The organism is Streptomyces sp. NPDC041784 (assembly GCF_055591025.1).
On the sequence record NZ_JBVJAB010000007.1, the window covers coordinates 251,528 to 276,701 of the forward strand.

The 25,174-nt window shown below is 73.2% G+C and carries 23 protein-coding genes and 1 pseudogene; 19 read left to right on the top strand and 5 right to left on the bottom strand.

Features of this window, described 5'->3' with window-relative positions:
• The first annotated feature begins 19 nt into the window (after nt 1–19).
• The 3 genes from ACZ6D7_RS17665 (at nt 20) to ACZ6D7_RS17675 (ending at nt 3,945) form a co-directional block, all read left to right on the top strand.
• Nucleotides 20–1,330, top strand: coding sequence for an MFS transporter (locus tag ACZ6D7_RS17665; RefSeq protein ID WP_469491247.1), 1,311 nt, complete (start codon nt 20–22; stop codon nt 1,328–1,330).
• 276 nt (nt 1,331–1,606) lie between these two features.
• Entirely contained in the window at nt 1,607–2,401 is a 795-nt protein-coding gene (locus ACZ6D7_RS17670) for a serine/threonine protein kinase (RefSeq protein ID WP_469491248.1), read from the top strand.
• Nucleotides 2,398–3,945, top strand: coding sequence for a protein kinase domain-containing protein (locus ACZ6D7_RS17675; protein ID WP_469491250.1), 1,548 nt, complete (start codon nt 2,398–2,400; stop codon nt 3,943–3,945). The genes ACZ6D7_RS17670 and ACZ6D7_RS17675 overlap by 4 nt, the downstream gene beginning before the upstream one ends.
• Before the next feature lie 31 nt (nt 3,946–3,976).
• Here the strand turns inward: ACZ6D7_RS17675 and ACZ6D7_RS17680 are convergent, their stop codons facing one another.
• The 3 genes from ACZ6D7_RS17680 to ACZ6D7_RS17690 are packed head-to-tail and all read right to left on the bottom strand — an operon-like array spanning nt 3,977 to nt 6,023.
• Nucleotides 3,977–5,125: a serine hydrolase gene (locus ACZ6D7_RS17680; RefSeq protein WP_469491252.1), complete on the bottom strand. Its 1,149-nt coding sequence runs from the start codon at nt 5,123–5,125 to the stop codon at nt 3,977–3,979.
• The gene (locus ACZ6D7_RS17685; RefSeq protein ID WP_469491254.1) at nt 5,122–5,487 is read right to left on the bottom strand and encodes a hypothetical protein; all 366 of its coding nucleotides are present in this window, start codon (nt 5,485–5,487) and stop codon (nt 5,122–5,124) included. The genes ACZ6D7_RS17680 and ACZ6D7_RS17685 overlap by 4 nt, the downstream gene beginning before the upstream one ends.
• Before the next feature lie 50 nt (nt 5,488–5,537).
• Entirely contained in the window at nt 5,538–6,023 is a 486-nt protein-coding gene (locus ACZ6D7_RS17690; protein ID WP_469491256.1) for a hypothetical protein, read from the bottom strand.
• Nucleotides 6,024–6,346: 323 nt separating this feature from the next.
• Here ACZ6D7_RS17690 and ACZ6D7_RS17695 point away from each other — a divergent pair, with 323 nt between their 5' ends.
• The 12 genes from ACZ6D7_RS17695 (at nt 6,347) to ACZ6D7_RS17750 (ending at nt 20,595) form a co-directional block, all read left to right on the top strand.
• A complete protein-coding gene (locus ACZ6D7_RS17695; RefSeq protein ID WP_469491258.1) occupies nt 6,347–7,114 on the top strand; it encodes a cupin domain-containing protein in 768 nt (255 codons plus the stop codon).
• A complete protein-coding gene (locus ACZ6D7_RS17700; protein ID WP_469491261.1) occupies nt 7,111–8,181 on the top strand; it encodes a hypothetical protein in 1,071 nt (356 codons plus the stop codon). The genes ACZ6D7_RS17695 and ACZ6D7_RS17700 overlap by 4 nt, the downstream gene beginning before the upstream one ends.
• On the top strand, nt 8,178–9,305 hold the full coding sequence (locus ACZ6D7_RS17705; RefSeq protein ID WP_469491263.1) for a hypothetical protein: 1,128 nt from the start codon (nt 8,178–8,180) through the stop codon (nt 9,303–9,305). Before ACZ6D7_RS17700 ends, ACZ6D7_RS17705 begins: the two co-directional genes overlap by 4 nt.
• Nucleotides 9,306–9,384: 79 nt before the next feature.
• Entirely contained in the window at nt 9,385–10,230 is an 846-nt protein-coding gene (locus ACZ6D7_RS17710; RefSeq protein WP_469491265.1) for a hypothetical protein, read from the top strand.
• A 58-nt stretch (nt 10,231–10,288) separates the two neighbouring features.
• Complete coding sequence (locus ACZ6D7_RS17715) at nt 10,289–10,816, top strand: hypothetical protein (protein ID WP_469491267.1); 528 nt, start codon at nt 10,289–10,291, stop codon at nt 10,814–10,816.
• A gap of 62 nt (nt 10,817–10,878) precedes the next feature.
• Nucleotides 10,879–12,648, top strand: a complete 1,770-nt coding sequence (locus ACZ6D7_RS17720) for an asparagine synthetase B family protein (protein ID WP_469491271.1) — start codon at nt 10,879–10,881, stop codon at nt 12,646–12,648.
• Nucleotides 12,649–12,740: 92 nt separating this feature from the next.
• Complete coding sequence (locus ACZ6D7_RS17725; RefSeq protein WP_469491274.1) at nt 12,741–14,093, top strand: aldehyde dehydrogenase family protein; 1,353 nt, start codon at nt 12,741–12,743, stop codon at nt 14,091–14,093.
• Between the two features lie 303 nt (nt 14,094–14,396).
• Nucleotides 14,397–15,530, top strand: a complete 1,134-nt coding sequence (locus ACZ6D7_RS17730; protein WP_469491277.1) for a leucine-rich repeat domain-containing protein — start codon at nt 14,397–14,399, stop codon at nt 15,528–15,530.
• Complete coding sequence (locus ACZ6D7_RS17735) at nt 15,527–17,365, top strand: ankyrin repeat domain-containing protein (protein ID WP_469491278.1); 1,839 nt, start codon at nt 15,527–15,529, stop codon at nt 17,363–17,365. The genes ACZ6D7_RS17730 and ACZ6D7_RS17735 overlap by 4 nt, the downstream gene beginning before the upstream one ends.
• Nucleotides 17,362–18,564 carry an AAA family ATPase gene (locus ACZ6D7_RS17740; RefSeq protein WP_469491280.1) on the top strand — a complete coding sequence of 401 codons (1,203 nt, stop codon included), beginning with the start codon at nt 17,362–17,364 and terminating at the stop codon, nt 18,562–18,564. Before ACZ6D7_RS17735 ends, ACZ6D7_RS17740 begins: the two co-directional genes overlap by 4 nt.
• Nucleotides 18,565–18,605: 41 nt before the next feature.
• Nucleotides 18,606–19,874, top strand: coding sequence for a vWA domain-containing protein (locus ACZ6D7_RS17745; protein WP_469491555.1), 1,269 nt, complete (start codon nt 18,606–18,608; stop codon nt 19,872–19,874).
• A gap of 466 nt (nt 19,875–20,340) precedes the next feature.
• Nucleotides 20,341–20,595, top strand: coding sequence for a hypothetical protein (locus ACZ6D7_RS17750; RefSeq protein ID WP_469491282.1), 255 nt, complete (start codon nt 20,341–20,343; stop codon nt 20,593–20,595).
• 142 nt (nt 20,596–20,737) lie between these two features.
• On the opposite strand, the gene ACZ6D7_RS17755 is transcribed toward ACZ6D7_RS17750, so the two are convergent.
• Complete coding sequence (locus tag ACZ6D7_RS17755) at nt 20,738–21,268, bottom strand: GNAT family N-acetyltransferase (protein WP_469491285.1); 531 nt, start codon at nt 21,266–21,268, stop codon at nt 20,738–20,740.
• A 235-nt stretch (nt 21,269–21,503) separates the two neighbouring features.
• Here ACZ6D7_RS17755 and ACZ6D7_RS17760 point away from each other — a divergent pair, with 235 nt between their 5' ends.
• Nucleotides 21,504–22,616, top strand: coding sequence for an ABC transporter substrate-binding protein (locus ACZ6D7_RS17760; RefSeq protein ID WP_469491287.1), 1,113 nt, complete (start codon nt 21,504–21,506; stop codon nt 22,614–22,616).
• Between the two features lie 86 nt (nt 22,617–22,702).
• Here the strand turns inward: ACZ6D7_RS17760 and ACZ6D7_RS17765 are convergent, their stop codons facing one another.
• Nucleotides 22,703–23,209 carry a suppressor of fused domain protein gene (locus ACZ6D7_RS17765; RefSeq protein ID WP_469491289.1) on the bottom strand — a complete coding sequence of 169 codons (507 nt, stop codon included), beginning with the start codon at nt 23,207–23,209 and terminating at the stop codon, nt 22,703–22,705.
• 340 nt (nt 23,210–23,549) lie between these two features.
• On the opposite strand from ACZ6D7_RS17765, the gene ACZ6D7_RS17770 reads away from it, so the two are divergent.
• From ACZ6D7_RS17770 to ACZ6D7_RS17780, 3 genes and pseudogenes are all read left to right on the top strand, one after another.
• The gene (locus ACZ6D7_RS17770; protein ID WP_469491290.1) at nt 23,550–24,122 is read left to right on the top strand and encodes a dihydrofolate reductase family protein; all 573 of its coding nucleotides are present in this window, start codon (nt 23,550–23,552) and stop codon (nt 24,120–24,122) included.
• A 161-nt stretch (nt 24,123–24,283) separates the two neighbouring features.
• The gene (locus ACZ6D7_RS17775; RefSeq protein WP_469491292.1) at nt 24,284–24,865 is read left to right on the top strand and encodes a rhomboid family intramembrane serine protease; all 582 of its coding nucleotides are present in this window, start codon (nt 24,284–24,286) and stop codon (nt 24,863–24,865) included.
• A gap of 141 nt (nt 24,866–25,006) precedes the next feature.
• Nucleotides 25,007–25,147 (top strand): annotated as a pseudogene (locus tag ACZ6D7_RS17780) (hydrolase); the annotation flags it as partial.
• Between the last annotated feature and the right edge of the window lie 27 nt (nt 25,148–25,174).

Here is a 25,174-nt window from a genome sequence, read left to right on the forward strand (position 1 = left end):
CCCGACCGACGGAGCCGAAGTGGACGCAGCGAAACCCTCGGAGCGCGCACCACGCCGACGCTTACTGGCCGACACCCGCCCCCTGAAGGTGTCCCCCGAGTACCGCCGCCTGTGGGCCGGGCAGTCGCTCTCGGCGATCGGCAGTCAGATGACGGCCGTGGCACTGCCCTTCCAGGTGTACGCCCTCACACACTCCACCCTCGCGGTCGGCGCGCTCGGCCTGACCACCTTCGTCCCCCTGGTCGTCCTGGGGGTGCTGGGCAGCACGCTGGCAGACGCCTTCGACCGGCGCAGACTCGTCCTGGTCACCAGCAGCGGCCTCGCCGTCGTCGCTCTGCTGCTGGCCGCGCAGGCGGTGCTCGACCTGCGCAACCTGGCGCTGCTGTACACGCTCTCGGCCCTGCACTCCTGCCTGTTCGCCCTCGACCAGCCCGCCCGGCGGGCCTTCGTCCCCCGGCTGCTGCCCGCGGAACACCTGCCCGCCGCCGGCGCGCTGTCCCAGCTCTCCTTCCAGGCCAGCATGACCGTCGGACCGCTCGTGGCCGGTGTCGTCATCGCGACCGCCGGCCTCGAAGCGGCTTACGTACTCGACGCCGCCACCTTCCTCGTCGGCCTGTACGCCGTGCTCCGACTCCGTGCGATGCCCCCCGAGGGCGGCGGCCAGGGCCCCGGCCTGGCCGCGGTCGTGGACGGCCTGCGCTTCGCCCGCCGGCACCCGCTGATCGCCGCCGTCTTCCTGGTCGACCTCAACGCGATGGTCCTCGGCGCGCCACGAGCCCTCTTCCCCGCCCTCGCCGAGACCCGCTTCGACGGCGGCTCGCAGACGCTCGGCCTGCTCTATGCCGCCCCGGCCGTGGGAGGCATCCTCGCCTCGGTGTTCTCCGGGTGGCTGGGCCACACCCGCCGCCAGGGCAGGGCGATGATGGTCGCGGGCGTGCTCTGGGGGCTGGTCCTGATCGGCTTCGGGCTCAGCACCGCCCTGTGGGTGGCACTGCTGATGCTGATGGCCGCGGGCGCGTGTGACGTCGTCAGCGACGTCTTCCGCACCACGGTCCTCCAGGTCAGCACGCCCGACCACCTGCGAGGCAGGCTCAGCGGCCTGGACTTCGTGGTCAGCGCGGCCGGCCCCCGGCTCGGCGAAGTCCGGGCGGGCGCGGTGGCCCAGGTCACCTCACCCGTGATCGGAGTGGTGAGCGGCGGCATCTCCTGCGTCGTGGGTGCGGTCATCCTCGCCTGCACGTTCCCGGCACTGCGCCGGTACGACGCTCGGTCCACCGCGACCGGTCCGACGGCGGGAGAGACGGAGAGCGAGGTGCCCGTACGGGGATGAGGGGACGGGTGGCGCGGCAGCCTCCGACGCGGCACGGCATCCCAGGCCCCCACGTACCCGCACGTCAGCGGGGGAGGGACCGTCCCGCGGCGGCGGAACGGGCGCAGGTGGTTGCGGCGACCGCCGTGACCGGTGATGCTCTCGGTGTCGCACCGACCGGGCGCGGACCGACCATCCGCCGTCGCCGGGAGCTGCGTCCGTCCACGCACCACGCCGGGCCGGCGGCAACCGGAACCGCCCGTACAATCCTGGCGACCACATCGGGGGAGAGCCGGCATGGAAACGATCATTGTCCAGCCGCCCGGTCCGTCGCGGCCGGGCGCCGTCGGCGCGGGCAGGCCCGAACTGCTGCACATGGGACCGGGCGACGTGGCCGAATTCGGGCGCGGGCTGCCCGGCGGCGGGGCGGTCTCCATCGTCCTGCCCGACCCCGGGATCTCCCGGCGGGCGGGGCGGCTGGAGGCGGCCGAGGACTACTGGCGGCTGTCGAACTTCAGCCGTGACACCGCGTATGTGGTCGAGAACCTGGAGGGTGCCGGCGAGTACATCACCGTCGCGCCCGGCCGGCTCGGAGCGCCGGTGCCCTTCGAGTTCTCCCGGGTCGTCCTGCCCGCGCTGAGCGGGACCGCCGATTTCAAGGTGTTCGCCCCGCAGCACGCCTATCTGGACGAGCGGTCCGCGCCCGGCGGCGGTGAGCAGACCGTCCATCCCTACGCGCTCGATGTGACGGCCAAGTACTTCCTCGTCCTGGTGGCGCTGTGCGAGCCGCGACTGCGCGACCTGTCGGACAGCGCGCTCCCCGGTGCCGGGGACATCGCGGAGCGGCTGCGCCCGCTGGAGAGCTGCCGTGGTCTGACCCGCTCCGCCGTGAACTACCACATCGACTACCTGGCCTTCGCGAAGCTGCGCCTGGATCCCGGCGACGAGCCAGGCGCGGACGGCAACGGCCGCACCGGCGCGAAACGCGCCCGGCTGGCCTCCCTCGCCCTGCGCTTCGGCCTGGTGCGGGAGGAGCACCTCGCCCTGTTGCCGTCCCGCAGGCGTTCCGTCCCGCAGGAGGTCAGCGCGTGAGCTCCTCAGGTGCCGGGGAGGGCGTTGTCGGAACGCCGCGCTTACCGGCGGGTTTCCGCATCGAGGGCTGGGAGCTGGGCGCGGTCATCGGCTCGGGCGGCTGGGGCACCGTGTATGAGGCCCGCGCGGTCGCCGACGGTACGACGGCGGCGGTGAAGGTGCTGCCGACCGGCGCCCTGGCACCCGGTCAGCGTGCCGCGCTCGGTGAACTGGTCGCGCGCGAGGTGCGGTTCAGTGCCGAGGCCGACCATCCGCACCTCGTACGGACCCGCGCCGTGTGCACCGTCGACGCGCCGGACCTGCCCGCGCTGGACGGTGCGATCGCGCTCGTCATGGACCGCGCCGAGGCCAGCCTGCGTCAGGTGCTGGACTCCGCCGGGACGGGCCGCCCGGTCCCGGACGCCGTGCGGGTCCTGCGCGGCGTCGCCGCCGGCCTCGCCCATATGCACGGCGCCGGCTGGGTGCACGGCGACCTCAAACCCGCCAACGTGCTGCTGGGCACGGACGGCGAGGTCTGGCTCGCCGACTTCGGCCTCGCCACCGAACTCGAGGGCACCCACGCCTACATGCCGCCGCTCGGCACGCTCGACCACCTCCCGCCCGAGTGGTGGTCCCAGCGCACCGGAGCGGACGGGGCGGTGGTGCGGCCGACCGCCGACATCTGGGCCTTCGGCGTCCTCGCCCACCAGGTGCTCACCGGTGGCCTCCACCCGTTCCCCGGCGCCACGGCCCGCGCCCGCTCGCTCGCCGCCCAGGCCTACGCCCGCGGCACCGCACCGCTGCGTCTCGATGCCGGACTCGACGAGGACTGGCGCCGGCTCATCGGGGACTGTCTGGCACCGGACCACGCGGGCCGCCTCCGCCACACCGCCGCGAGTCTCGCGAGCCGGATCGAGGGACTCTCCGGCACTCGTGGCCGGCGCCGGCTGCTGCCGGTCGCCGCGGTGGCGCTCGCCGGTGTCATTGCCGCCGCCGTCGCCGGGTTCGCGCTGCTCGGGGGCGGCGACGGAGGCGCCGACGGCGGTGCCGACCACGGACGCGGCACGCCCGCCGTCGGCACCGGCGCGCACAGCCAGGCCGCCGGGGAGAGCCTGGAGGGTTCCGACGTACCCGCGGCACTGCGCCCGGTCATCGTGAGCGCCGCCCGGCGCTGCACCGACGCGGAGGTCACCCCCGCGCTGCTCGCCGCCCTGGTCAAGGCGGAGAGCGGCTTCGACGCGAACGCGTCCCGTCCGGCTGCCGACGAGTACGGCATCGCCATGTGGACGCCGTCGGTCTTCCGGGCCTGGGCCGTGGACGGCGACGGCGACGGGGACAAGGACTACCGGTCGCCCCCGGACGCGATCGCCACGATGAGCCTGTACGTGTGCTGGCTCGACCAGCGTTTCAAGCAGGCCCGGCTCCCCGCCGAGGACCTTCCCGCGCTGATCGCGGCCGGCTACCGCACGAGCGATCGCACCGTCATCGAGGAGGGCGGCGTCCCCGAACGCGTGCGGCCGCACGTCGAGAAGGTGCTCCGCTTCCTCGCCGCCTACGAGCGGTGAGGAAGCGGAAGCGCGGGGCGGTCCTTCGAGTTCAGCAGTCCTCGACGTCCGGCATCCGGTTGTCGGGCGAGCTGATGTAGATGTTGGAGATCCAGCCGCCGTACTGGGGCAGATAGGCCCACCAGTCGTTGGTGTACGGCGGCACCTGGACCTCCTCCCCCCTCGCCTGGCAGCCCACCAACACCTCCGCTCCGGCGGGGAGTCGGGTGATCGGCGGATTCTCGGTGGACGGATCCCGGCGGACGTTCACATGGTCGCTCCACGTGCCGTACCACCACCCCGTCGGCCGAGGCGCCCCCGGAACGCTCAGCGAGCGGGTCAGCCGGCCGATGTCCGTGTACGCCTTCCCGTACGACGTGCCGACCGGATGCAGTGTGAACACGGCCACGATGGACCGGTCGCCGGCGCCCACCGTCCCCGTGCTGTGCAGCGCGGGCCGGTCCAGGTCCACGCCCGCGGCGGCGGCCGGAGCCGCACCCGCCGTACGCGACGCGCTCGCCGTGCCACCCGGGCCGCACGTGCCCTTCTCGTACGTACCCGACCAGCCCTGCTTCACCGCCCACGGCTTCTCGAACGCCCCGGCGATGCCGAAGTGCTGGTCGAAGTGGTCCGAGGCGCAGCGTGTGGACTGGCGCAGGTTGCCCATGACGAAGTCGCGCACCGGGCCCGGCGCCGAGTCCAGGAGGTAGCGGTAGATCGTCACGGTGTCGCGGGCGGAGTGCGAGGTGTAGCCCCAGTAGCCCTCGTACCCGGCGGGCGGTGGCACCGTGTCGCTCAGGCCGAGACGGCCGGCCATGCGGGTGACGATCGCCGCACCGCCGTTCTCCGACCAGTAGTGGTCGGCCGCGTCGTCGTAGCTGCTGCGCAGCATCGGCTCCAGCCGTGACCGGTCGGCGGCGGGCACGGTGTAGTCGGGGCCCCGGTTCCACAGGAAGTCCAGCGCCAGCAGCAGTTTGACGACCGAGGCGGACCGGAAGCGGGTGCTCGTGTTGAGCTGCTCGGTGAAGGTACCGGTCTGCCGGTCGAAGACGGCGACCCCGGCGGTGACGCCGGCGGGCACCTGGACGGACGCGGCGGCGGCCTTCGAAGACCCCCCGGCCGGGGCATCGGCGGCGGCGGACCCCGCCGCGCCGCTGATGAGCAGCAGCGCGGCGGCGGCAGCGAGAAGACGACGCCTCACTGGTAGTGCTCCCTGAGCAGGATCGAGTTGATCGGCGTGAGATCGACGTAGAAGCCTTCCTGCGGGCCGATCGTGAAGTGGCAGTCCGTGTTGACGGACTCGCACGTCTCGGCCAGCGCGCCGTCGTACTGGTTGTTGAGGACCCAGTGGTTGCCGTACTGGTTGTAGAGGGGGTGGAACCCGTAGGAGTAGAAGATGTGGCTCGGGCTGACGGCGGGGTTCTGGTTCTGCGGGTAGATGCAGACGGCGCCGTACGGGCAGCCCGCCCACGAGCCGTCCTCGGCCTGGGCCTGGGCGGTGCCGGCCAGGAGGGCGGCGGTGGTGAGGGCGAGCGCGGCGGCGCCGCGGAGGAGTCTGCGCATGGTCATGCCTTTCGCGGTGAGCGGTTCGAAGCGGGGAGGGAAAGCGGGGTCTACCACCAGTCGGAGCACTCGACCCGGCCGTCCGAGATCAGCGAGCCGCAGACCCGGAACTGGTACTGCGGGTCGGTGCTGGTGCGCCGGAACGGCGTGGTCAGGCTCTGTCCGGCGGAGCGGACGGTGAAGGGCCCGCACTGGAGCCAGGGGGACACGGCGCCGTCGTGGTCCCAGCCGTTCGCGCGCCAGTCCATCCAGACGTTGTCGCCGGGCCGGGTCTGGCCGCTGATCTTGCCGAAGGCGATCTGCTGGCCGACGTAGGCACCCTTCTCGAGCGTGAAGTGGACGTTGCCGAGGTCGAAGCGGCGCGGCTTGACGGTGTCGCCCTCGGCGTTGTCGGGGTGGTCGCGGAAACCGTTCCTGCCGCCCTCGCAGTCGGCGGCCGAGGCCAGTGCGGGCTGCGCGGGCTGGGCGAGTACGACACCGGTGGCGAGCGCACACAGGGTGGCGGCCGTGGCGAGTGTGGAGCGGAGCAGACGCATGAATGCCGTCTCTTCCTGTCGGTGGAGGGTGCCCCGTGGCGCGGTGCGGCCGGGGGCCCGGAAGACGACTCGAACCCTAGAGAGACAGGCGGTACCGGCGGTCCTGACGGATGTCAGGGTGGCGGCGGCCGCACCCGCCTCCTCGACCGCACCCGGCGCCCGCGTACGTCCACGGCCAGGTAGGTGGCGTTGCCTGCGTCGGCAGGTTCGTTCACCCGGTGTTCGGCCCGACAACGGTCTTTGGTCCGCACAGACCCTCGCCCCGTTCTGGATCAACGGCTTACCATGCGCATGCGTACATGAGCGGCACTTGGGGGGCACGCTTGTTCGGTAGCGCACGTGGCGAGGTGCCGGGCGGACCCGGCGCAGGCGGATCGGACACGGCCGACGGCCGGAGCGTCCCGCGGGGGCTGCCACCGGGAGTGCGGCTGTACCGGCTGAGGCCCGACGGCTCCGTCGTCCTCGCCGACCGGGACGGCGCCCGGGACCTGGGACCCCAGCAGGACCTGCTGCGGTTCATCGACGACGGCCAGTTCGCCCACTACCTCGTCGGCGATGCCGCCACCTCACCCGAGCGCCCGTCCAACGCCACCGTCAAACTCGGGATCGTCGGCCCGCGCAGTGCCTTCACCCCGCACGCCCACGGCGGCGAGCACTTCGTACTCAGCCTCGGGTACGCGGCGTGCGGCCTGTACGACGAGACCCGCGGCCGCGTCGTCGAGGTCCCGCTCGTGCCCGGCGAGCTGATCCGGATCCCGGAGATGATGCCGCACTCCTTCGCCAACCGGGACACCGTCCCGCTGACCATCCTCGCCGCCAACACCGGGTACGGCATCGACCACGAGGACTACGCGATCACCGCCCCGGAGGCGGAGCGCAGGGCGGCCGCCGGGCCGGCGACGGGTGCCACCGCCACGCCCTCCGGCGCGGACACGGTCACCCTCGCCCGCACCGACTACCTCGCCCTCGCCGCCGCCCTGCGCGACATCGAGCAGGTCCAGCAGGCGCGCGGACCGGGTGTCACCACCGTGCGGGAGCGGCTGGCCGCGCGTCTGCGCCGCGTCGCGCACGGACTGGAGGGCCGACGGTGATCTGCCCCCACTGCGAGAAGTCCCTGCTGCGCAAGGAGCGGCCGGGCAACAGGTGCGGCGGGTGCCGGCGCAGATACGCCCTCGACCCCAAGACCAACCCGCTGAAGCTCCACGACCTCCGGATCCGCAGGGTTGTCCAGAAGCTCACCCGGAACGGCGAAATACCCTGCACACCAGGGCAGTTGTGGTACGCCCTGTCCCGCAGGTCGCTGCGGGAGACCCGGGTCGAGCTGGGCTGCGCGGTGGCGCTCGGCCTCTTCGGAGTCGTCGTCGGACTCGTCGGACTGGGCACCGGGCTCGCCGTGTTCGGCGCGATCGGTGGCCTGCTCCTGCTCGGGGCCCTCGGGTTCGTCGCCGCGGAGGCGGCCGGCGTGGGCCGGGGGCGGCCCCTCCTCACCCGGGACGCCTTCCGCGCCGGCCCGCTCACGGAGTGGAAGAGCGTCTACGGCTCGCTCCCGCCCGGCGTGATCGACGACAGCCGGTATCCGTCTCCCGGCACCACAGGGAATCCGTCCCCCAGGACCAGCGGGAATCCGTCCCCCGCCTCCGCCCCCGCCTCCGCGTCCGACCGGCTCGTGCTGGTCTGCCCCGACGTCTCCGTCGCCGTCTTCCTCGACGCCGCCGGCGTCGGCTCCCGCCATGGACTCACCCTCGTCCCGGGTCCGGACGCACCGCCCGGACGAGGACCCCTCCTCGTGCTCCACGACGCCGACGCCCGCGGCCTGCTGCTCGTCCAGCGTCTCCGTACCGCGCACTCCGCGCGCCGGGTCGTCGACCTCGGACCGCCCCTCGGCACCGTGCACGGCCGCCCGGGCGCCGTACCCGTCCGCGGCGAGCGGCCCGGCCCCGACGTCATGGCGCCGCTCGAACGGAGCGGGGAGTTCACCCCCGCCCAACTGACGTGGCTGGCCAAGGGCTGGGGCTTCCCGCTGGTCGGGGTGGAGCCCGCCAAGCTGCTGGCCGTCGTCTCCCGGGCCGTCGGGACGGTCGGCACCGCCGCGGATCCGGAGCGGCGGCGGGCGGCCTCCCTGGGGTTCCTGACCTGGCCCGAGGAGGGCGGACGATGATCTGCCCCCACTGCCGGACCTCCCTGCTGCGCAAGGAACGTACGGGCAGCGTGTGTTCCCGCTGCACCCGCCCCTTCGCGCTCGACCCCCAGGTACACGGCCGGGGCATGCACGACACCCGCCTCCGGCGTGTCGCCGAGAAACTCACCGACGACGGCCGCCGCCAGGTCACCGTCACCCAGCTGTGGTACCTCGCCCGGACCGCCAACGACACCTGGCCGGCGTCCCCGGAGACCGGACGCCGGCCCTGGATCGGCCGCACCGTGGCGACGGTCCTCCTCGCCGGACTCGTCGTGCTCGCCTTCGCCGTTCAGGGAGTTCCCCACGCCGGCCTCCTCTGGTGGGCGAGCGCCGGGGTCGCCGTCGTCGTGTACGTGCTGGCGAAGGGCCGACCGTACCGGCCCGCGCGCCGCGCCGGCGCCCATCTGGCGCCCTCGCTGGGGGAGTTCCGGACGATGATCTGCGAGCGCTGGGTCCAGGTGTACGGAAGCCTGCCGCCGGGGATCGTGGACGACCGGACACACAGCGAACCGCGCGCGACCGCCCCCGCCCGGAGGGACCGGCGCGCCCAGCCGGTCACGCTGCTGTGCCCGGACCGGGCCGTCCGCGTCTTCCTGTCCGCCAACGGGTTCCCCCGGCGGCTGGACCTGACCCTCGCCGCCGACCTCGACGAACTGCTCGCGTCCGGATCCGTGGTGGTGCTGCACGACGCGAGCGCGCGCGGCCTCCAGCTGGTCGCCGACGCCCGCGCGCGCGTGGCGGTGGCGGGCCGGGTGGTCGTGGACGCGGGGCTGCCGGTGCGGGCGGTCGCGGGCAACCGCAGGGCCGTGCGGCTCCACGAGGAACCGCCGCCACTCCTGCGGACGCAGCCGCCGGACTGGCTGCGCCGGATCGAGCGGCGCGCCCCCGAGGAGGCCGAGTGGCTGCTCCAGGGATGGGTCGGCCCCGTCGCCGCGGTCCCACCCGCCCTGGTCGAGTCGGCCGTCGTCCGTGCCGTGTCGGAGGCCCGCGGGGACGGGGACACCGCCCGTGGGGACGGGGACCCGGAACGCCGCAGGGCCGCCGCCGTCGGTTTCCTGAGCTGGCCGCCGACCGCGCGGCCGACGGCGAAGGACGGAAACTGACATGCCGACGCCCACGACACCCACGACACCCACGACACCCACGACACCCACGACACCCACGACGCCCATGACACCCGCGATGCCCACGACACCCTCGCACCCCTTCACCCGGCGCCTGCTGGCGCGGGCGATCACGGTCGCCGCCCGGCGCGCCGCCCTTCCCGGCGGCCTCCGGTTCACCGAGCGGCAGCTGTACTACGAGACCTGCCGCGTCCTGCGGCCGACGCCCGCACCGGTGCGGCGCATCCCGGGCAGCCCGGCCCCGCCGCTGCGGCTGTCCCGGTTCACCGAGGCACTGAGTGGCCAGGAGACGCCCGGACTGCTGCCCGAGGCGGCCGCCGCTCCTACGATCGGTGGCCCATCCCGCGAGCCGGACCTCCACGCCTACGGGCTGCCCAGGCTGCTGGTCTGCCAGGACCGGTCCGTCGCCCGGATGCTGCTGGCCAACCAGGTGCACCTGGAGGCCGCCTGCCCCGTCCTGAGCGCCGAGGACGACCTGCCGCTCGGCCCTCTCCTGGTGGAAGCCCTGGCGCGGGCCGAGGGCGCCACCGTGCACGTCCTGCACGACGCCAGCCCCGCCGGGATCGCCCTGCCCGCCCGGGTGCGGGCGGGACTGGGGCCCGTTCCCGGCGTCCGTGTCGTCTCGCTCGGCCTCGTGCCCCGGCACGCCCACGCGCTGCGCCTGGTGTCCGGCCGCCGACCGGCACCAGTGCCCCCGCTCGGACCGCTGCCGCGCGGGCTGCGGCCGGCGGAGGTCGACTGGCTCGCCGACGGACGGTTCGCCGAGGTCGCCGCCGTACCGCCGGCCGGCCTCGTGCGCACCGTGCTGCGCCTGACCCGCGGCCCCCGCCCACCCCGCCACTCGGTCTGGAGCGACCTGCGCGAGCTGCGCACCGCCGGCTTCATGACCTGGCCCGACGTATGACCCGACCCCGACCCGAGGACCGTATGCCCGAGCCACGCAGACCCAAGGACCGACGAGCATGATCCGCCCACGCGACATCGGCTACACGGACGAACTCCTCGCCGACGGCAGCGTCCACCGCACCTACGAGGACGGCCGGCAGGAATGGCGCCGCCGGGGTGCGGACCGCGTGGTGCACTGGCACGACAACCAGGGCGGCGCGGGCACCGACGAACAACTGGGCGACAGGATCGTCAAACGCGTCCTCACCGACGGCACGGTCACCTACGGACGGGACATCGGGTACGGCCGCACCCTCTGGGGCCGCGGTGAGACCCTCCTGGTCAACCGGACGTCGTTCGGCGGCCGGATGGGTGCCCTCCTCGTCGGGCTCGGCGTGGTGGGCCTGACCGTCACGGCCGCCCAGCTGCCGCCGCTCTCCCTCACCCCGGAGGAGGAAGAGGAACTCCGCCGCCAGGCCGAGAACTCGTCCTCCGCGGGCGGGGACGCCGGCTCCGTCGGCCTCGACGACGGCGGTGACGACGGCTGGGACGGCGGGGACTGGGGCGACGACGACGGCGGCTGGAGCGACGACGACTTCGGCTGAGCCCACGCCCGGCCCAGGCCCCGCTCGACCGCCTGACACCCGTCTCCATGAAAGGACCCACGATGGCGCGTTTCTGCGTCTGTCTCGCGCCGGGCACCGGGCACGCCGACGGCCGTCCCGGCGCCGCCGACGCGCACCTCGCCGCGATGGGTGCCCCGGCCCTCGCCCCGGGACTGGCCCTGGTGACCGACGAACCCGGCCACGCCGCGGGACCCTTCCACGCCCACGGCCTGCGCGCCGTCGGCGAGGTCACCCTGCACAACCGCGCCGACCTCCTGGCCGCCCTCACCGCCGACGGCGCCCCGGCCCCGCCCGCCTGCGCCGACGGCGAGCTGCTGCTGCGCTGCTGGGCCCGGCTCGGCGCACGCGGCGTCGCGCACGCCGAGGGCATGTTCGCGCTCGCCGTCCTCGACGGCGACGACCTCGTCCTGATCCGCGACCACGTCGGCGCCCGCACCCTCTTCTACGCCCGTGCCGCCGGCGCCTGGGCGGCCTCCACCTCCCTGCGCGCCCTGCGCCGCTGGCCCGCCCTGGGCACCCGCGTGAACCTGTCCGCCGTCCGCTCCTTCCTCACCTTCGCCTATCTGCCGGGCGACGAGACGCTGCTGGAGGGCGTGCGCGAGGTGCTGCCCGGACGAGTGCTGCGGCTGACGGGCGACGGAACGGTGACCGAGACGGTCCACTGGGAACCCGAAGAACGCCTGGCGGAACCCCCCGGCGGACCGGACGACCACGTCCTCACCCTGCGCGGCCTCCTGGAGGAGGCCACCGCGCGGCGGCTGCCCGAGGCCGAGGCGGTCGGCGTCCTGCTGTCCGGTGGTGTCGACAGCTCGCTCGTCACCGCGCTCGCCGCGAAGCTGCACGGCCATCCCGTGCACACCTACTCCATCGGCTTCGGCGACGAACTCCCCAACGAACTCGGCTACTCGGGCCTGGTCGCCGCGCACTGCCACACCCGGCACCGGGTGCTGACCGTCTCCGGTACGGCGGTCGCGGCACGGCTCGCCGACACCGCGGCCCTGCTGGACAGCCCGGTCGGCGACCCGCTGACGGTGCCGAACCTGATGCTCGCCGAGGCGGTGGCCGGCGACGGACTGACGACCGTCCTCAACGGGGAGGGCGGGGACCCGGTGTTCGGCGGCCCGAAGAACCTCCCCATGCTGGTCCAGGAGATGCACGCCTCAGCGCAGGACGGGGCCCGGTCGCCCTGGTACGAGGACCGGGCCACCGCCTACCTGCGGTCCTACCGCAAGTGCTGGACCGATCTGCCGGACCTGCTGACCGCCGACGCGCTGGCCGCCCTGGAGTCCGCACCGGCCCCGCAGCGCTTCGTCGAGCCCTACCTGACGGGCCCGGACCGGATGAGCCACCTCCTCAACCAGCTGCTCCACTGCAACCTGCGCACCAAGGGCGCGCACCACATCCTCACCAAGGTCGAACGGCTGACCGCATCCCAGGGGCTCCAGGGCCGTGCCCCGCTGTTCGACCGACGGGTGGTCGACCACGCCTTCGCCACCCCGCCCGCGCTCAAACTCCGGGGCACGGCCGAGAAATGGGTGCTGAAGGAAGCCGTCCGGGACCTGCTGCCGACCACCGTCGTGGACCGGCCCAAGAGTGGTATGCGGGTCCCGGTGCAGCAGTGGCTGAGCGGACCGTTGCGCGAGCTGGGCGGGGACCTGCTGCTGGGCCGGGCCGCCCGGCGACGCGGCCTGTTCCGGCCCGACACCGTCCGGACCTGGCTGCGCGGCGAGGGCACGCTGCTGCCCCGGCAGGGCGGCAAGCTCTGGCTGGTGCTCACCCTGGAACTGTGGCTGCGGGCCTACGACCTGTGAGCCGGGAAGAAAGTGCGCCGGCCCGCGAGCCGGCGGGAGCGCGGCCGCACGCGGGCCGCGCGCGTGAACGCGACCCTGGAGGAGACCGCACCGTGCACACCACCCTCACCGACCCCCGCACCGGCCGAGTCCGCGGCACCGCGTCTGTCGCCCGCGAGAGCGAGGTTCGGTCCGCGGTCGCCGCCGCTCGCGCGGCCCTGCCCGGCTGGCGCGGCCTCACCCCGAGGGAACGTTCCCGCCGGCTCGAACGGCTCGCCGCCCTCGTGGAGGACAACGCCCGCGCCTACGTCGAGCGGGAGGCCGCCGGCACCGGCAAACCCGACAGCGAGACGGCGGGCGAGGTCGAACAGGTCGCGGACCTCTTCCGGTTCTACGCCTCCGCCGTCCGCGCCCAGCAGGCCCCCGCCGCCGGACGGCTCGTCGACGGGCACGAGAGCTGGGTGCGCTGGGAACCCCTCGGGGTGGTCGGCGTGGTCGTGCCCTGGAACTATCCGCTGCTGATGGCCGCGTGGCGGTGCGCGCCGGCCCTGGCCGCCGGCAACACCGTGGTCGCGAAGCCCGCCGAGACCACCTCCGACACCCTGGAACTCCTCGCCGAGCACGCCGCCGAGGCGCTCGGTCCCGCGGTCCTCACCGCACTGCTCGGCGACCGGCACACGGGCCGGCTGCTGGTCGAGGCCGAGGTCGACATGGTCGCGTTCACCGGCAGCGCGGCGGCCGGTGCCGATGTGTCGGCGCGGGCCGGCGGACGCCGGGTCAGCCTGGAACTCGGCGGCAACGCCCCCGCGCTCGTGCTGCCCGACGCGCCCGAGGACACCTGGGCCCAACTCGTCGGCGCCTGCACCTACAACGCCGGGCAGAGCTGCGCCGCCCCCGCCCGGGTCATCACGCTGCGCGAGAACTACGAGGACACGGTGGAGCGGCTGGCCGCGGCGGCCCGGGAGCGCCTCGCCGGGCGGGACTTCGGCCCGCTCAACAACCCGGACCAGCTGGCCCGTTACGACGGCATCGTGAAGTCCTCCGCGGCTCGCCGCGACCTCGCCTCCACCATCGCGCCGGCCCCCGGGGAGGAGAACGGCTTCTGGCGTCCCGCGCGCATCCTCGCCGACCTTCCCGACGACGATCCGGCGGTGGTGGAGGAGGTCTTCGGGCCTCTGCTCACCGTGCAGCGTGCCGATGACCTCGATGCGGCCGTGGCCCTGGCCAACGGGGTGCCCCAGGCACTCGCGGCGAGCGTGTGGACCCGGGACCTGACCACGGGACTGGACCTCGCCGGCCGGCTGGACGCGGGGGAGACCTGGCTCAACTGCCATCTGGTGCAGACCGCCGAACTCCCGCACGGCGGCCGGGGCGCGTCCGGTCACGGCACGGACCTGAGCACCCTGGCCCTCCACGAGTACCAACGCCCCAAAACGGTCACCGCCCGCCTGATCCGCCCCGCCTGACACCGGCTCCGGCCGGTGAAGTCCTCGGGTCCGGCTGTGGTGACACGGTCGTACCGTTCCCGGGCGGCCGCGCCCAACCGGGTTCGAACACAGGGGCGATATCCGCTATGATCTTCGCGGCAAGGCTGTAGCGCAGAGGTCGTCGCGCCCAAGCATCAAGCTGGAGGACGTCGGTTCAAATCCGACCAGCCTTGCCGCCCTAGTCGTGGAGAAAAGTCGATTGGCGTCGGTTCGTCCTGGGCGGGCGGAGGGCGATGCCGCCCTCGGCGAGCCGGGCACCGGCCACGGACCGGTGGAGTGGTGATGACGCAGCCGACACCCGTACGCTGCCCCGCGATCGAGCACCCGGACATCCCGATCAGCGATCCCGCCGCTCTGGAGCCACTGCTCGCCCGGCTGCGGTCGGCCCAGCCGGTCGAGGCCGACGAGACCTTCCCTCTCGGCACCGTGCGCACGGACGGGCGTGTCGACCTGTGCAAACAAGGCCTCGGCACGGTCGGAGCCGCCCGGCTGATGCCCGTCGCCGCCGCCTCCGCGCACGCCACGCATGTCCTGCTCGGCACCAACGCCATCGGCAACGAGGGAGCCCGCTCGGTCGCCGACGCGCTTGCCGACGGCCACGGCATCCACACGCTGTACCTCGGCTGCAACCGCATCGGCCCCGAGGGCGTCACCGCGCTCGCCGACGCGCTGACGACGGACGGCACCGTCCGCGCCCTGTGGCTCAAGCGCAACCCGGTGGGCGACGCCGGTGCCCGGGCGATCGCCGCGATGCTCTGCCGCAACACCAGCCTGCGCACGCTCGACCTGGTCAACACCGGTCTGACCACCGACGGTCTGCGGGCGCTGCTCGACGCCCTCACCAGCCACCCCAGCCCGGTCGAACGCCTCTTCGTCGGAGGCAACGGCCTGACCGCCGAGGCCGCCCCGCTGCTGGCGGCGCTGATCCGTGAGGCGGGCGTGCGCGAGCTCTACCTCCCCGCCAACCACCTCGGAGACGAAGGCGCCGCGATCCTCGCCGCCGCGGCCGACCCCGCACGGCCGGTACGCCTCGGCCTGGGCGGCAACGGGATCGGTCCCGTCGGTGCCCGGGCCCTCGCCGACTCGCTCGGCGGGATCGAGGTACTCGACCTGGGCCGACCGATGTCGGAACGCAGCCTCGGCGCCCCCGCCAACACCACCGGCGACGAAGGCGCCCACGCACTGGCCGCCGCCCTGCCGGGCAGCCCGCTGCGCCGGCTGGAGCTCTGCCACACCGGACTGACCGGCCGGGGCGCGAAGACACTGCTGGCGGCCGTGCCCGACGGCTCGCCCCTGGAGTACGTCGGTCTGGGGCCCGGCCTGCCCCGCAAGGTGAAGCGTTCCTTCACCCAGCGTCTGCGGCCCGTCAGCGGGGCGCATCCCGACCTGCGCGCGATAGGGAGTGTCTACCGTTGAGCACTCGTGGCGCATTCCGCTGCTTCCCGCCGGACGAGGCGGCGAGCCGCCACCGGATCCGCCGGTACGCGGTGCCCCGCTGGATGATCGAGCGGGCGACCGAATGCCGTCTGGCCGGTGACTGGCGGGGAGCCTGCGCGGCGGCGAACGTCGACGTCACGTTCGACCTGTCCGAGGTCGCCGACCACTGCGGCGACGACATCGCCGCGCTCCTGGAGGACGACCTCCGCCACTTCGCCCCCGATCTGCTGCGCTGGCACCTGCCGCGCAGGCTCGGCGGGCGGACCACGCTCGCCACGGAGACCACCGTCGTCCTCGCGCGCTACCGCCCGAAAACACCGGGCGAGAGCCGCCGCGCCACGCCCTACCTGCACATCACCACTCCCGCGATGACCGACGGGCCGCAGCGGATCGCCCTGCGGTTCGAGACGGTCGAGGACGAGCAGGCCGCGGGCGCCTTCGGGCCGACCACACAGGACTGGCGGACCGCGCGGCACCTGTGGGACGCACGGCACACCGCCGAACTGCGCGAACGGTGCGGCGGCGGCACGGAGAGGCCCCCGTTCTTCCACGCCGACGGCACCCCGCGCGGCGCGGACGACCTGCCGACGGCCGATCCCGTCGACGGCGACCACGCGGCCCGTGCCGAGTGGGCCACGCTGCTGCACCAGAGGGGCGAGACACAGGCCGCCTTCGCCGCCGCCGGCATCGAGCTGGACCTGACACCACCGCAGAATTCGGGCTGGTACCAGGCCGATCCGGAGCCGCTGCTGGCCGGGATGGCGCTCAACCACACCCGCCTGGAGCCGGAGATCCGCCGTCTGGTGACCGAGGGCGTCGGCGACCGCTTCCTGATCGCCGCGCACTGGCGGACCTACATCCTGCTGGAGCCCACGGACGCCGGCGGGCTGCGGGCGCGAGCCGCCGACCGGGAGGACGTCAAGGGCGAGCCCTTCCTCCCCGAGGCCCTGTGGCGCAGGCTCCCCGACCTCGACCTCATGCGGGCCGGCGGCGCCGTACCGGAGCAGCTGCATCCGCTCGTCCGCGAGGCCCTGTTCCCCGCCCTCCAGCTCCCGAAAGGTCCGGCAGGACCGCCGGGGCCGACGGCTCCCGCATCCGTGCGGGTCAGGTGCCGCGGCGAGTGGCACGAGGTGGCCTTCCGGCCCGGCGGTCTGCTGCGTATGCCGCACAGCGACGAGGAACAGCAGCGCGAACGCGCCATGCGTGCCTTCGGCGGTGCCGTCGCCGGATGCTTCGCCGTGGAGCAGACGTGGACCTCCGGAGAAGGCCGCCTGCCGAAGGCGCTGCGGGCGCAACGCAACGAACTGTTCCTGCGTGCCCAACACGGTGACACCCCCGGCGTGCTGGAGCTCCTGGACGAGGGTGTCGACCCCCGTGTGCGGGACGCCAGTGGCCGCACCCTGCTCCACGTGCTCAACCTCCTCGACCACGAGACACTGCTGCCGCGGCTGCTGGCGCAGGGACTGGACCTCGAAGCCCGCGACCGGCGGGAGCGCACGCCGCTGTTCGTGGCGGTCAACGACCTCGGTTCCAAGGCGCTGGTGGAGGCGCTCGTCGCCGCCGGGGCCCGGCTCGACGTGATCGACCAGTCCGAGTTGTCGCTCGCCCAGATCGTCCGCCGGTACAAGCGGCCCGACCTGACCTTCCTCCGGAAACGCGTCCAGCAGGAACATCCCGGCGTCGGTGCCGAGTGGTGGGACGAATGGCTGGACGAGCGGGAGCAGGACGACGACCCCGGCCCGGACGAGCCCGACGCCGAGGAAGAGCAGTACCACGCGGACGAGCCCCACGACGAGGAAGAGCCACCCTTTTGAGCACCGACCGCACCGCGCCGTCCGGCCCTCTGGCGGCCGCGGACGACCTCAACCGCAGGCTGCGTACGCGACGGACCGAACCGGCCGACAACCCCCAGCTGGAGGCGCTCGCCCTCGCCGTGACGGCCAATCAGCCCGTACTGCTGTGGGGGGAGCCGGGCATCGGCAAGTCGGCCGGCCTGGAGCAGCTCGCCGCGGGGCTCGGCCTGCCGCTGGAGACGGTCATCGCCAGCGTGCACGAGCCGTCCGACTTCGCCGGACTGCCCATCGTCGGTGACGATCCGGCCGTGACCGGCGTGCCGATGGCCCCGCCGGACTGGGCGGTCCGCCTGTCGCGGGCCGGACAGGGCCTGCTCTTCTTCGACGAACTGTCCTCCGCACCGCCGGCCGTGCAGGCGGCGCTGCTGCGGGTGGTGCTCGAACGACGGGTCGGCAGCCTGGTGCTGCCGGAGGCGGTGCGGATCGTCGCCGCCGCCAACCCGCCCTCCAGCGCGGCGGACGGCTGGCACCTCAGCCCGCCGCTCGCCAACCGGTTCGTCCACCTCGATTGGACCCACGACCCGCGGACGGTCGCCCGCGGCATGGCCGGTACCTGGCCCGAGGTGACCGTCCCCGTCGTCGACGCCGGCAAGGTGCCCGGCGCGGTCGCCCGGGCCCGTGGCGCGATCTCCGGTTTCCTCACCGCCCGCCCCGGCCTGGTCCACCACATCCCCGCCGACGCCGAGAGCCGGGGCCGGTCCTGGCCGTCCCCCCGGACCTGGGAGATGGCACTGAAGCTGCTCGCCGCCGGGTACGCGGCCGGCGCCGGCCGCGAGGCGCTGGCCGCCGCGCTCACCGGCGCCGTCGGGGACGGCGCGGGCATCGAACTGCTGTCGTACCTCGAACACCTCGACCTGCCCGACCCCGACCGCGTCCTCGCCGACCCGGACGCCTTCGCCCTGCCCGACCGCGGCGACCGGCAGCTGGCGTTCCTCATCGCGGTGGTCGCCGCCATCCAGAGCGACCTCACCCGGCCCCGCTGGGAGGCCGGCTGGGCCGTGCTGGCGAAGGCCGTGGACGCCGGCGTACCGGACGTGGCCGCCCGGGCCGCCACCGACCTCGCGGCGATGCGCCACCTCGACTGGCCCGTCCCGCCCGGTATCGACGGGTTCCTGGACCTGCTGCAGATGTCCGGGGCCCTGCCCGGCGGCGGCCGGTGAGCCGTGCGGGGACGACGGACGACTCCCGCCGGGCCCTGGACATGACCAAACTGCTCGCCGCCCGATACCGGGCGGCGAGCGACCGGCCCTATCTGGCGTCGGCGTTGTACGCCCTGACCGTCGTACCGAGCACCGAGGTGCTGACGATGGGGGTGGACCGGCACTGGCGCTGCTATGTGTCCCCCGCCTTCGTCGACGCGACGCCGGTGGCCGAGCTCGCGGGCGTCTGGGTGCACGAGGCGGCGCACCTGCTGCGCGACCACCACGGCCGGGCGGACCGGCTCCCCGCCGCCGCCCAGCGCGACCACCACCGCGTCAACGTCGCGCAGGACTGCGAGATCAACGACGATCTGCTCGCCGACGGCCTGCGCCTGCCCGACGGGCGCATGGAACCCCGCCTCTTCGGCCTCCCCGAGGGCCAGTTGTTCGAGACGTACCTCGACCAGCTCCCGCCGGAGGTACGGGCGCCGGACTGCGGGTCGGGCGCCCACGGACGGCCCGCGCCCTGGGAACTCCCCGAGTCCGCCGGCCCCGCACGGCTCGGCGAGGTCGAGGCGCAGGCGCTGCGACGGCAGACCGCCCAGGCGATGCGCGCCCATCAACGCACCCGCGGCAACCTGCCCGCGGGCTGGCAACGCTGGGCCGAGGAGGTCCTGGAACCCACCGTGGACTGGCGGCGGGCGCTGACCGGCGCGGTCCGGGAAGCCGCCGCATGGGCCGCCGGAGCCGTCGACTACACCTACCGCCGCCCCTCGCGCCGCACGCCGGCGCTGCGCGGCGTCGTCCTGCCGAGCCTGCGCCGCCCGCTGCCGCGGGTGGCCGTCGTCATCGACACCTCCGGTTCGATGGGCGAGGCCGAACTGGCCGCCGCCCTCGGGGAGGTGACGGGCGTCCTGCGCGGGGTCGGCGTACGGGGCAATCGCGTGACCGTGCTCGCGTGCGACGCCGATGTGCACGCCGTGTCCCGGGTGGTGGCCACCGAACAGATCACGCTGGGCGGCGGTGGCGGCACGGACATGCGCGTCGGCATCGAGGCGGCGCTCGCGACGCGCGACCGCCCGAGCATCATCGTCGTCCTCACCGACGGATACACCCCCTGGCCCGACGAGAACCCGCCCTGCCGCGTCATCGCGGCGCTGATCGGCCCCACCGCACCCCAGCCTCCGAACTGGGTGGAGACGGTACGCATTCCCACCTGTCGCCGGGCGGCTCTGCCCGGACACGGGGGAACCGGTGCCGCGGCCCGGCCGCCGCCAAGATCGGTGGGGTGGTCGCGCGACGGTCGCTCTCTGATCCGCCCCACCGCTTGAGATCACCGGCGGGCAGGCAGACAGTGGGAGGCATGAGCCGTCACCGACGCCCATCGCGCAGGTCGTCGTGGATCGCGGGTGGAGCCGCTGTCCTTGTGATGGGCGGCCTGGGAGTCTGGGCGCTGACGGCGTCGGACGGCGACACCCCTCGACCGGCGCCGTCGGCCTCGAGTGACCTGTCCTTTCCCACGTTCGACCCACTGCCATCCCCGACGCCTGACCCGGAAACGTCCAGTACGGCGCGCCCTTCCCCCACGGATACACGGACCGCCCGACCCACGGTGACGCCCGGGCATCCCACGCGTCCCAGCGAGCCCGCGACAGGCGGACACAGCCCCTCCACCCCGCCGTCTTCAGCCGCGCCGCGGACGACACCGAGGCCGGTCGCGCCGCAGACGATACCGAAGCCGGTCTCGCCGCAGACGACACCGCCGCCGGTCTCGCCGCAGACGACACCGCCGCCGGTATGGTCCGCGACACCGACACCGACACCGACCCCGACACCGACCCCGACATCGACACCTACACGGTCACCACAGCCGTCGCTCACTGTGACAGCACCGCCACGACCGACGCCGCCCCCGTCCGCACCGCCTTCGACCCCGGCCCCGACACGGCCACCGACGGCCGGCACCAGCCCTGGGACGACGACGATCTGGTTCACGTCCTCTGCGGCTCAGGCCGCTGCTCAGCGCATGGCCGCCGCAGGGACGGTGGGTGATCCGGCGTGCTCGATGTCGTCTCGCGGTGACCCTGACCCGCGGCTGGTGCCGCAAGTCAGCCGCATCGGCGTCGGTACGCATAGCGACTATTGGTGCCTGATCTGGTAGAGAGCGCAGAAGGGTGCCCACCAAGCTTCCGGCCTACACGGTGGGGTCCAGGCCCGGACGACTCGGCACCACCGCCGCGTCAGGCGGAATGAGGAACTCGAACTCGGGACGGTCCCACGCCACAGCCGGTGGGTTCGCCCGCGCGGTCCCGGTGCGCACCGCACCCACACCGCGGTAGAAGCCCTCGGCGGGAGGATGCGACACCACCCGGACGCGGTCGAGCCCGGCGGCGCGGGCCTCGGACGTCATGTGCGAGACGAGCAGCCGCCCGATGCCACGTCCCTGTGCTCCGTCCGCGACGAACAGCAGGTCAAGCTCCGGTGGGACCAGGACGAGCGAGTAGAACCCGAGGACATGGCTCTCGTGCTCGCCGGCGGCGACGGCCACGAAGACGCGGTGGGTCTCGATGTAGTGGGGACCGACCCGGTAGTCCGCGACCATGGCCGCGTACCGCCCTTCGTAGGCGCGTGAGCCACGCACGAGCCGCGTGAGCCGTTTGGCGTCCCGCGCGACGGCCCTCCGGATCGTGGTCGGCCCGCTCCTGGGCGTAATGCTCGACTTCATCGGGAGAGTATTACGCACTTGCGAGCGCCTGCACGCGGCGGGGTGGGGCTGAGCGGCTCGGCCGAATAATCGGTTGCCTGTCGGCGCTCATGGTGGATGCAATGTCCGGCATGATCACCCGGGTGCGCCCGCCACGGCGAGATGAGATGAACGCGTACTTCCGGAGCTACCGGGCCTTGCCGCTGTGCGATCCGGGCAAAGCGCGGCCGAATCGTCACACGGGAGACGCCGGCGCATGAATACGCCACCATCGCCACCTGGAGCGGAGCGGACCGACGGATCATTCGTCCGGATCGGTGTTCTTGTTCCGCTGACTCGGCCTGGCTGGGTCGAGGCGGGCCAGCACCTGCTCGCCGGACTCGAGCTGGCCGTTCGCGAAGTCAATGACGCCGGCGGCATCGGCGGAAGGCCACTGGAGCTGGTGGTCCGAGACACCGCGGCTGATCCACAGAGGGCCGCGGCGGCCGTGGATGAATTGGCTCGCCTGGGTGTGGCTGCCTTGGCGGGGGAGTATCACAGCGTCGTCGCTCGCGCCGCTGCCGCCAGGGCCGACGCCCTCGGCCTGCCGTTCCTCTGCTCGTCGGCGGTTCTCGACGCGCTCACCGAACAGCCGACGGAATGGGTCGCGCGCCTCTCCCCGCCGCAGTCCCGCGGCTGGCAGGTCTACGCGGACTTCGTCCTCGACGCGGGCCACAGCCGCATCGCCGTAGCAGCCCAGCCGAGTGTCTACTGGGCGACTGGGACCCGCATCCTGCGGGACTACCTCGCTTCACGCGGCGGCACCGTCATCGAGCTCGACATGAGCGCGCTCACCCCTGCGGCGGTGTGCGACGAACTCGTCGACCATCGCGCGACAGCCCTCCTCCTCCTGGTCGGCCACCCGGAGCCGGCGGTGTCGATCGTCAAGTCCGTCCGCCACGACCAGCGCCTCGCCGAGATCATGATCGGTGCTCCGGCCGGGCAGCCGGAGTTCGCCGAATGGGCGACGTCGCTCGGCGACGACAGCGCCGCGATCCCGTTCTTGCGCTACCTGCCCGAGCGACTCGGTCCACTCGGTGCACGAGTCGAGACGGCCCTTCGCGAGCGGCTGGCCGAAGCGCCCTCCTTCGTCGCCTTCGAGGGCTACGACACGGTCGCCGTCCTCGCCGATGTGCTGCGCTCTCACGGCGCGGACCGGGCGCGCATCGCCGAATCCTGGCCGCACGTTGCAGTCGAAGGCACCCGCGGGAAGATCCAGTTCTCCCGCACGCCAGGCATCAGCGTGTGGCAATGGGCCTGTACGCCCATCCAAGTCGTTGACCGAGATCCGGCGGAACCCGATCGCTTTCGGATCCTTCACGCCGACTGAGAGAGCGTCAGATGCGGCAGACGGAGAGTGATCGTGGAAGGGTGGGGACGGTCTCGTGCCGGGGTCCGCACTCGGCTACCAAGAACTCATGCGACCGAGGCCCGGAAGGGATCGGTGGGAATGATCTCTGCCTCGTCGAAAAGCTGCTCCAACGCCTCGTGGCCGTGACGCCTGCGGAACTCGATCTCGGCGGTCGTCACGGGCAACGTCCACAGGATGCGGGCGTGTCCCCGAGGAAGCGGGCAGTGTTCAAGGTCGGGTCCGTGGAGATAGGGCAGGCTGACCAGCAGGTGATCGCAGGTCGACCCCGGCACCCACGGTCCACCGATCGGCATGCTGTGCTCCACATCCAGCTGATGCCCTCCGCAGTGGTAGTAAGCGATCATCGCCATGAGCCGGATGAACCGCTGGTCGCGGACGTGGGCGATCATGACGAACTCAAGGCCATGACCGGCCTTCTCCGTCGCCGCCCAGCACCCGGCGGTCACATAGGCCCAGCTGTCGCTGCGGGGGCCGGGCCCCACAACGAGAATCTGCAGGTCGGGCACCACCTCGCGCCGTTCTGGCCCGAGGTCGTAGTCGACGACCTCCACGGAATGTCCCGTGAAGAACGCCCGGACGTGTGACTCAATGGCCTCCGCGGCCGGCAATCTCCCAGCACTCACCACGCGATCATCTCAGACAGCCATCGGTCATCCCCGGCCGCACTCTCAGCGTCATGGAGCTGCGGGCGTCAGCCGCGGATACCCGGCACCTCTCCATGCGAGCCGACCAGTCCCTCCCTCAGAGGCCGGATCGGCGGGCGACGGCCGATGAGTTTCTTCGTGATCCACAGTCAGAGATCATGGCTGGTGCGTCGGACCCGCGTGTACGGTCCGATCGCGCGTCGGCCGAACTGCTGAGATCCAGACACGAGATACCGAGGAAACCAAGATGCGTACCCTGATCAGCACCGCCTTCGTCTCCCTCGACGGCGTCGTGGAGGCCCCGGGCGGCGAGCCCGGTTACCGGAACTCCGGGTGGACCTTCAAGGACATCGAGTTCCTCCCCGAGGCCTTCGACATCAAGGGCCGTGAGCAGCAGGAAGCCACCGCGATGCTGCTGGGCCGGACCAGCTACGAGGCGTTCAGTCCGGTGTGGCCGGACATGGAGGACTTCGCCGGCTACAAGGCGATGCCGAAGTACGTCGTCTCCACCACCCTCACCGAGGACGACCTGGTGTCGAACTGGGGCACGACCACGATCCTGCGCTCGCTCGACGACGTCGCCGCGTTGAAGGAGACCGAGGGCGGCCCGATCATCGTCCACGGCAGCGCCACCCTGAACCAGGGTCTTTCGGACGCCGGCCTGATCGACCGATACCACCTGCTCGTCTTCCCGCTCCTGCTCGGCGCGGGCAAGCGGCTCTTCAGCGCCACGGACAAGGACGCCCAGAAGCTGAAGCTCGTCGAGCACGAGGCCTACGCCAACGGTCTGCAGAAGAACGTCTTCGACGTCGTCCGCTGACCAGGCCCCCGCACTCGCCGCCCCTCTGGGAGGGGCGTCGCGCAGGGCTGGAACCGGGACGCGTCATCCGTGCGTTGTCGCAGTAGGCAAGGGTATCGAAGGGGGTCGCTGTGGCGTATGGATCGCACTTCGGTGCCGGGTCCCGGAACGGACCGTACGGCGTGACGCGCCCCGTTCCGGAAGCGCGGCGGGCGCGGGTCCGGGAAGCGGCCGCGCTGGTCGCGGGCTGGGTCGCCCTGCTGTGGCTGCTGGAGGGCATCGACGCGATCAGTGGGCATGCCCTGGACTCCTTCGGCATCACCCCACGCGAGGCCGGCGAGCTGCGCGACGTCGTGCCCGCCGCGTTCCTGCACTTCGGGTTCGATCACGTCGCGGCGAACAGCCTGCCACTGCTGGTCATGGGCTTCCTGGCCGCGCTGTCCGGCATCCGTCGCTTCCTCGCCGTCGTCTCCGTGATCATCCTGGTGAGCGGTCTCGGTGTCTGGCTCACGGCTCCGGCGCACTCCTTGACCGCGGGCGCGTCCGGGGTCGTCTTCGGCCTGTTCGGCTATCTGGTGACCCGGGGCTTCGTCGACCGCCGCATCGGTGACGTGCTCCTCGGCCTCCTCGTCGGTGCCGTCTACGGGTCGATCCTCTGGGGCGTTCTGCCCACGACGACCGGGGTCAGCTGGCAGGGGCATCTGTTCGGCGTCATCGGCGGGGTCGCGGCGGCGGTGGCGTTCCGGCGTCGGCGAGAGCTCTGAGCGGACCGCCCGCCGCCGTCGCCCGCCCGTGTGTCAATCGACGCCCTGAACCTGCTGGAACGGCTGTCGCAGCCCTGATGCCGATGCTTCCGGCCGTCGGCTTGGCGCACGACGCCTCTCGGCGCGCGTCACCCAGATCGTGACGTCACCCTGGCCTCCGACGCCCTGGCCGACGGCGACGCCGAGGCCCACCGGGGCAGTGTCGAGCGCATCTTCCCGCGCCTCGGTGAGTCGGGCACCGCCGTCGACATCCTGGAGCCGCTCGACAAGACCCGCGACTGACCGCTGCTTTCCTTGACCCGACGGCGG

What these genes read in the sequence shown, in the direction of transcription:
- ACZ6D7_RS17670 (WP_469491248.1), top strand. Translation starts at nt 1,607, where the DNA reads ATGGAAACGATCATTGTCCAGCCGCCCGGTCCGTCGCGGCCGGGCGCC.
- ACZ6D7_RS17685 (WP_469491254.1), bottom strand. Translation starts at nt 5,487, where the DNA reads ATGCGCAGACTCCTCCGCGGCGCCGCCGCGCTCGCCCTCACCACCGCC.
- ACZ6D7_RS17690 (WP_469491256.1), bottom strand. Translation starts at nt 6,023, where the DNA reads ATGCGTCTGCTCCGCTCCACACTCGCCACGGCCGCCACCCTGTGTGCG.
- ACZ6D7_RS17705 (WP_469491263.1), top strand. Translation starts at nt 8,178, where the DNA reads ATGATCTGCCCCCACTGCCGGACCTCCCTGCTGCGCAAGGAACGTACG.
- ACZ6D7_RS17710 (WP_469491265.1), top strand. Translation starts at nt 9,385, where the DNA reads ATGCCCACGACACCCTCGCACCCCTTCACCCGGCGCCTGCTGGCGCGG.
- ACZ6D7_RS17715 (WP_469491267.1), top strand. Translation starts at nt 10,289, where the DNA reads ATGATCCGCCCACGCGACATCGGCTACACGGACGAACTCCTCGCCGAC.
- ACZ6D7_RS17720 (WP_469491271.1), top strand. Translation starts at nt 10,879, where the DNA reads ATGGCGCGTTTCTGCGTCTGTCTCGCGCCGGGCACCGGGCACGCCGAC.
- ACZ6D7_RS17730 (WP_469491277.1), top strand. Translation starts at nt 14,397, where the DNA reads ATGACGCAGCCGACACCCGTACGCTGCCCCGCGATCGAGCACCCGGAC.
- ACZ6D7_RS17745 (WP_469491555.1), top strand. Translation starts at nt 18,606, where the DNA reads ATGACCAAACTGCTCGCCGCCCGATACCGGGCGGCGAGCGACCGGCCC.
- ACZ6D7_RS17750 (WP_469491282.1), top strand. Translation starts at nt 20,341, where the DNA reads ATGGTCCGCGACACCGACACCGACACCGACCCCGACACCGACCCCGAC.
- ACZ6D7_RS17755 (WP_469491285.1), bottom strand. Translation starts at nt 21,268, where the DNA reads ATGAAGTCGAGCATTACGCCCAGGAGCGGGCCGACCACGATCCGGAGG.
- ACZ6D7_RS17760 (WP_469491287.1), top strand. Translation starts at nt 21,504, where the DNA reads ATGAATACGCCACCATCGCCACCTGGAGCGGAGCGGACCGACGGATCA.
- ACZ6D7_RS17770 (WP_469491290.1), top strand. Translation starts at nt 23,550, where the DNA reads ATGCGTACCCTGATCAGCACCGCCTTCGTCTCCCTCGACGGCGTCGTG.